The sequence below is a fragment of the Kitasatospora sp. NPDC056446 genome, assembly GCF_042796115.1.
Lineage (GTDB): Bacteria > Actinomycetota > Actinomycetes > Streptomycetales > Streptomycetaceae > Kitasatospora.
Map to the genome: position 1 here is coordinate 45,717 of NZ_JBHTRF010000062.1, position 6,397 is coordinate 52,113.

Annotated in this window: 7 protein-coding genes; 6 read left to right on the forward strand and 1 reads right to left on the reverse strand. The window is 70.8% G+C overall.

All coding sequences use genetic code 11. The features are described from left to right. Positions 1–226 precede the first annotated feature (226 nt). Entirely contained in the window at positions 227–1,855 is a 1,629-nt protein-coding gene (locus ACFQ6N_RS29955) for a M4 family metallopeptidase (protein ID WP_380655653.1), read from the forward strand. A 139-nt stretch (positions 1,856–1,994) separates the two neighbouring features. On the opposite strand, the gene ACFQ6N_RS29960 is transcribed toward ACFQ6N_RS29955, so the two are convergent. Then, positions 1,995–2,306: a DUF3817 domain-containing protein gene (locus ACFQ6N_RS29960; RefSeq protein WP_380655657.1), complete on the reverse strand. Its 312-nt coding sequence runs from the start codon at positions 2,304–2,306 to the stop codon at positions 1,995–1,997. Positions 2,307–2,598: 292 nt separating this feature from the next. Between ACFQ6N_RS29960 and ACFQ6N_RS29965 the strand changes: the two genes are divergently transcribed. The 5 genes from ACFQ6N_RS29965 to ACFQ6N_RS29985 all read left to right on the forward strand — a co-directional run bounded on the left by ACFQ6N_RS29965 (position 2,599) and on the right by ACFQ6N_RS29985 (position 6,344). Next, positions 2,599–3,396 (forward strand): DUF2127 domain-containing protein, encoded by a 798-nt coding sequence (locus tag ACFQ6N_RS29965; protein ID WP_380655660.1) that lies wholly within the window; start codon positions 2,599–2,601, stop codon positions 3,394–3,396. Between the two features lie 81 nt (positions 3,397–3,477). Further along, positions 3,478–4,116, forward strand: coding sequence for an AIM24 family protein (locus ACFQ6N_RS29970; protein ID WP_380655663.1), 639 nt, complete (start codon positions 3,478–3,480; stop codon positions 4,114–4,116). Continuing rightward, a complete protein-coding gene (locus ACFQ6N_RS29975; RefSeq protein ID WP_380655665.1) occupies positions 4,116–4,766 on the forward strand; it encodes an AIM24 family protein in 651 nt (216 codons plus the stop codon). Before ACFQ6N_RS29970 ends, ACFQ6N_RS29975 begins: the two co-directional genes overlap by 1 nt. Positions 4,767–4,978: 212 nt before the next feature. Next, positions 4,979–5,788: an AIM24 family protein gene (locus ACFQ6N_RS29980; RefSeq protein ID WP_380655676.1), complete on the forward strand. Its 810-nt coding sequence runs from the start codon at positions 4,979–4,981 to the stop codon at positions 5,786–5,788. A gap of 40 nt (positions 5,789–5,828) precedes the next feature. After that, complete coding sequence (locus ACFQ6N_RS29985; RefSeq protein ID WP_380655667.1) at positions 5,829–6,344, forward strand: MarR family winged helix-turn-helix transcriptional regulator; 516 nt, start codon at positions 5,829–5,831, stop codon at positions 6,342–6,344. Positions 6,345–6,397 lie beyond the last annotated feature (53 nt).

The window sequence follows — 6,397 nt, forward strand, 5'->3', positions numbered from 1 at the left end:
TCCTGGCCAAACCCCGGACGCGACCTGTCCATTCATGCCAACGATTGTCATGCTTCTGACCAAGTCCCGTCCAAGCCCCGCCACCCCCACCCGATTCGGCGGAGCTTCAGGAACCGCACGGGACCAGCACGTCCGCGCCCTACCGCCCCACGGTGCCAACCCCGGCGCCCCGGTACGCGGCGCACCCGCATGCACCCCGCGGGTCTCGTGGAAGGAACACCCGTCCGTGAAGCGAAAGCTGACTGCCGGAGCCGTACTCTCCGCCACCGCCCTGCTCGCCGGCGTCGTCCAGATCGCCGCCGTCCCCGCCGCCCAGGCCGCCGCCCCCTCGCCCGCCCAGCAGCAGTCCGCGCTGCTCGCGCTGGCCGACGGGCAGAGCGCCCCGGTCGCCCGGGCCCTGGCCCTCGGCGGCCAGGAGAAGCTGGTGCCCAAGGACGTCGTGGTGGACCAGGACGGCACCCGCCACCTGCGGTACGACCGGACGTACGCCGGACTGCCGGTGCTCGGCGGCGACCTCGTCGTCCACCAGAAGGCCGACGGCTCGGTGAAGTCCGTCGACCAGGCCTTCGCCGGCCGCCTGTCGGTCCCCAGCCTGACCCCCGCCCTGTCCGCGCCCCAGGCCGCCGAGCAGGCGACCGCCGCGGTGCGGGCGACCGTCGGCATCGCCGCCGACCAGGACGAGGCCGCGCTCACCCGGGTCGACGGCGCCGGCGCGCCCGAGCTGGTCGTCTGGGCCGCCGACGGCACCCCGCGACTGGCCCACCGCACGGTGGTCGAGGGCCTGCGGGCCGACGGCACCCCGAGCCGCCAGGAGGTCGTCACCGACGCCGCCACCGGCCGGGTGCTCGCCACCGACGAGAAGGTGCAGACCGCGACCGGCACCGGCAAGGGCGTCAACGTCGGCACCGTCACGCTGACCACCACCCAGAGCGGCACCTCGTACCAGCTCAAGGACGCCACCCGGGGCAACCAGTCCACCACCGACCTCAAGGGCGGCACCTCCGGCAGCGGCACGCTGTTCGCCAACACCACCAACAGCTTCGGCAACGGCACGCCGTCCAACCGCGAGTCCGCCGCCGTCGACGCGCAGTTCGGCGCGGCCGCCACCTGGGACTACTACAAGAACACCTTCGGCCGCAACGGCATCAAGAACAACGGGGTCGGCGCCGCCAGCCGGGTCCACTACAGCACCAACTACGTCAACGCGTTCTGGGACGACTCCTGCTTCTGCATGACGTACGGCGACGGCTCCGGCAACACCCACCCGCTGACCGCCATCGACGTCTCCGGCCACGAGATGAGCCACGGCGTCACCTCCGCCACCGCCGGCCTGATCTACTCCGGCGAGTCCGGCGGCCTCAACGAGGCCACCTCGGACATCTTCGGCACCATGGTCGAGTGGTCGGCCAACCTGCCCGCCGACCCGCCGGACTACCTGATCGGCGAGAAGCTCAACATCAACGGCAACGGCACGCCGCTGCGCTACATGGACAAGCCCTCCAAGGACGGCGCCTCGGCCGACTACTGGTCCTCCACCGTCGGCAACAAGGACGTCCACTACTCGTCCGGCGTCGCCAACCACTTCTTCTACCTGCTGTCCGAGGGCAGCGGCGCGAAGGTGATCAACGGCGTCAGCTACAACAGCCCGACCTCCAACAACTCGACGCTGACCGGCATCGGCCGGACCAAGGCGGCGGCCGTCTGGTACCGCGCGCTGACGGTCTACATGACCTCCACCACCAACTACAAGGCCGCCCGCGCGGCGACCCTGAAGGCCGCCACCGACCTGTACGGCGCGACCAGCACCGAGTACAAGGCGGTCGCGGCCGCCTGGAGCGGCGTGAACGTCAACTAGCCGCTCCGGCGCGAGCCACCCCGGCGTGAACCACCCCGGAAAGAACGCGAGCCACCCCCGGTAAGAAACGGCGACAGGCTGCCGCGGCCCTTTGGGAGAGGAGGCCGTGGCAGCCTGTCGACCGTGTGCGCGCCGCAGGTCAGGCGGTGGCGGGCTTGAGCTCCCCGCGCTCCTCGCGGGCGAGCATCCGCTCGGCGAAGAAGCCGCCGGTGGGCAGCACCGAGAGGACGAACAGCAGCACGCCGCGCTTGGCGTCCCACTTCTGCGCCTGCCAGGCCTGGATCCAGAAGACCACGTAGAGGATGAACAGGATCCCGTGGACCATGCCCATCACCGGGACGCCGTCGAACGAGGTGGTCCGCTTCAGCACCGAGCAGATCAGCAGCAGGATGAACGAGACCCCTTCGGGGCCGGAGATCAGGCGCAGGCGGTGGACGGCGCTGCTGTTCACGTTGGATACCTCAATACGGGGGTCGGAGGCGCGGGGGCGCTTGTGAAGCGACTCACAAGCCTTCGGGCCATTATCACCGAGCACATGTCCGGGCCCCCGTCCGGGGGTGGGCTCCGTGCCCGATCTCACAGCGCCCGCCCGAACCGCCCCCGGGGCCCCCGCCCGGGTTGTCACAGCTGTGTGCCGGAACGCCACCGGGCGCGAACGCCCGTCACCGGGAACCCCTATCCTGCTGCCCGCGCGCCCACCGATCCGGGCGCCGGAAGCACCACGCCACGGGGGTAGTCACCACATGTTCAAGCGCGACTGGGACCGCAGGACCTGCGCGAAGCGCGGCCACACCACCTACCGGCCTGCCGAGCCCGAGCTGGCCTCCCGGCTGCACGCCGCCACCGCCCTCGGCGACGCCTGGCGCTGCCTGCGCTGCGGCGACTTCGCACTGGGCGAGCCGCACGGCTCCGGCCCCGCCGCGGACGCGCCGCTGGTTCCGCGCGGCAAGGCGCTGCGGGACCTCTTCATCCTGCGCTTCCTCGCCGTCGAGCGGGTGCTGCGCGGGCTGCTGATCATCGTGATCGCCTGGGCCGTGTGGAAGTTCTCCAACAGCCAGGACGCGGTGCACCGGGTCTTCGACGAGAACCTGTCGGTCTTCCGGCCGGTCACCGAGCACTTCCACTGGGACCTCGAACACGCGCCGATCGTCGAGACCATCCGCAAGACCTTCGACTTCAAGAAGAGCACCCTGCTGATCGTCGCCGGCGCGCTGGTGGCCTACGCGCTGATCGAGATCGTCGAGGCCGTCGGCCTCTGGCTCAACAAGCGCTGGGCCGAGTACCTGACGGTGGTGGCCACCGCGGCCTTCCTGCCGCTGGAGGGCTACGAGCTCAGCCACCACGTCAGCGCGCTGAAGGTCTGCACCCTGGTGCTGAACATCGCGGCGGTCCTCTGGATCATGCTCTCCAAGCGCCTGTTCGGCCTGCGAGGCGGCGCTGCCGCGTTCGAGGCGGAGCGCCACTCGGCCTCGCTGCTGGAGGTCGAGCAGGCGGCCGGCACGGTTCCGCGCCCCGGACACGGGGCGCACGCCCACTCCTGAGCGGCGCGTTTTGTCGCAGGCCGGTACCAGTCCGGCCGCGAACCCTCGCCGGGCCACGGCCGCAACGGCTAGATTGCGGCCGTGGCACAGTTCAGACTCCAGGGATCCCGCGTACTCGCCGTCGAGTTGGGCGGGGACGCCGTCAAGGCCAGACACGGCTCGATGGTCGCCTACACCGGGCAGATGACCTTCAAGAAGCTGACCGGCGGCGGGGACGGCCTACGCGGCATGGTCACCCGCCGGCTCACCGGCGAGAAGATGACCGTGATGGAGGTGAAGGGCCAGGGCACCTGCTACTTCGCCGACAAGGCCACCGAGATCAACCTGGTCAGGCTGAACGGCGAGGCGCTGTACGTCGAGTCGGACAACCTGCTCTGCACGGACGCCGGCCTGCACACCGGCACCAGCTTCACCGGCCTGAACGGCATGTCCTCCGGCAACGGCCTCTTCACCACCAAGGTGGAGGGGCACGGCTGGGCCGCCGTGACGTCCAACGGCCCGGCCATCATCCTGCGGGTCGACAAGAGCATGCCGCTGCGGGTGGACCCGGGCGCGTACGTGGCGCACACCGGCAACCTGCACCGCAGCATCAAGTCGGGCGCGGGCTGGACCACGGTGATCGGCGAGGGCGGCGGCGAGGCGGTCCAGGTCGAGTTCACCGGAGACGGCCTGGTGTACGTCCAGCCCTCCGAGAAGACCACCATCGGAGGTGACGTCTGATGGGCTTCACGAAGATCAACGGGAAGATGATCGAGGCCCTGGTGGTGCCCGGGCAGCGGCTGTTCAGCCAGCGCGGCGCGATGCTCGCCTACTCCGGCGAGGTCCGTTTCACGCCGAACATCACCGGCGGGCAGGGCGGCGTGATGTCGATGATCGGACGCCGGGTGGCCAACGAGGACACCCCGCTGATGACCGTCGAGGGCCAGGGCCGGGTCATGTTCGGCCACGGCGGCCACCACGTCCACGTGATCGACCTGCTCGGCGACACCCTGTACGTCGAGGCCGACCGGCTGCTCGCCTTCGAGGGGACGCTGCGCCAGTCCACCATGTTCATGGGCTCGCAGGGCGGCGTGATGGGCATGGTCCGGGGCCAGGTCACCGGGCAGGGCCTGTTCACCACCAAGCTGGAGGGCAAGGGCTCGGTCGCGGTGATGGCCCACGGCGGCGTCTTCGAGCTGCCGATCGTCCCCGGCCAGGCGGTGCACGTCGACCCGCAGGCGTACGTGGCGCACCGCGGCGACGTCCGCAACAAGCTGTCCACCGCGCTCGGCTGGCGCGACATGATCGGCCGCGGCTCGGGCGAGGCGTTCCAGCTGGAGCTGTCCGGACAGGGCGCGGTGTACGTCCAGGCGAGCGAGGAGAAGCTCTGATGTCCTACCCGCCGCAGCCCCCGTACGGGTCCCCGCACGACCAGCCGACCCAGCCCGGCTTCGCCGTGCCGCCGCCCCCGCCGAACCACGGCCCCCAGCAGGGCGGTTACCCGCCCCCGCCGCCGGGGCAGCCCCACCAGCCGCCGCACCAGCCGGCCCACCAGCCGCCGCAGTCCTACGCGCAGGAGCAGTTCGGCGGCCCGGTCGCGCCGCTGCCGACCGCCCACGGCGGGGCCGGCCCGGTGGTGCACGACGTGTACAGCCTGCCGGTCAACGACAACGTCAACCCGTACGCCTTCTCGGTTGAGCTGAACGGGGCCTATTTCCTGCAGAAGGGGAAGATGGTCGCCTACTACGGCGACATCACCTTCAAGGGCGTCGGCGCCGGCATGGTCGACCGGATGCTCGGGCAGCACTTCAACTCGCCGATGCACGCGTCGGACTGGGTGGTCGCCGAGGGGCGGGGCAAGCTGCTGCTGGCCGACCGCGCCTTCGACCTCAACTCCTACGACCTGGAGGACGGCAACCTGACCGTCCGCTCCGGCAACCTGCTCGCGTTCGACCCGACGCTGCGGCTCAAGCAGTCGATCATCCCGGGCTTCCTGACCCTGATCGGCACCGGCCGCTTCGTCGCCGCCTCCAACGGGCCGGTGCACTTCGTGGAGCCGCCGATCCGGGTGGACCCGCAGGCGCTGGTCGGCTGGGCGGACTGCCCCGCGCCGTGCCACCACTACGACCACGACTACATGCACGGGCTGATCGGCGGCCTGCGGCGGCTGACCGGCATCGGCGGCGCCTCCGGCGAGGAGCACCAGTTCGAGTTCATCGGCGCCGGGCAGGTGCTGCTGCAGTCCAGCGAGAAGCTGATGGCGGAGCGGTCGGTCGGCGAGGTGGGGGCCGAGGCGGGCGTCCCGGTGGGCGGGGTGCCGTCCCAGCCGGGTTCGGCCGGGCACGGCGGGGGCAACCCCAATGTGCCGGGGCTGGGTAACCTGGGCGACCTCGGCCGGCGTTTCGGCCTGTAAACTCGTACAACATTTAACTAAATCGGCTATGCTGGATCCCATGGAATCGCACACGATCGACACTGCGGGCAACCCTCCGTCGCAGCCCGAGGAGGAGACTCCCTGGTTGACCGCCAGGGAGCAGCGGATGTGGCGCGCCCATCTGGAGGTCGCCAAGCTGCTGGACTACCAGCTCAGCCGCGAACTCCAGCCCCACAACCTGGCGATCAACGACTACGAGATCCTGGTCGTGCTCTCCGAGGCCCCCGACCGCCGGATGCGGATGACCGACCTCGCGACCGCCACCCTGCAGTCCAAGAGCCGGCTCTCGCACCAGATCACCCGGATGGAGAACGCCGGCCTGGTGCTCCGCCAAGAGTGCCCCGGCGACCGGCGCGGCCTCTACGCCCACCTCACCGAACAGGGCTGGGAGACCATGCAGCGGGTCGCCCCGGACCACGTGCGCAGCGTCCGGACGCACTTCATCGACCGCTTCACCCCCGAGCAGCTGGACGCCATGTTCGAGGCGCTGGCACCGATCGCGGAACACCTGCGCGGCCTGCGCGGCCGCCCGTAAGACGCGTCCGCGCACGTACGGCGGAAGGGGCCGGCACCCCGGGCCCGCCCCCG

What these genes read in the sequence shown, in the direction of transcription:
- ACFQ6N_RS29985 (WP_380655667.1), top strand. Translation starts at nt 5,829, where the DNA reads ATGGAATCGCACACGATCGACACTGCGGGCAACCCTCCGTCGCAGCCC.
- ACFQ6N_RS29975 (WP_380655665.1), top strand. Translation starts at nt 4,116, where the DNA reads ATGGGCTTCACGAAGATCAACGGGAAGATGATCGAGGCCCTGGTGGTG.
- ACFQ6N_RS29965 (WP_380655660.1), top strand. Translation starts at nt 2,599, where the DNA reads ATGTTCAAGCGCGACTGGGACCGCAGGACCTGCGCGAAGCGCGGCCAC.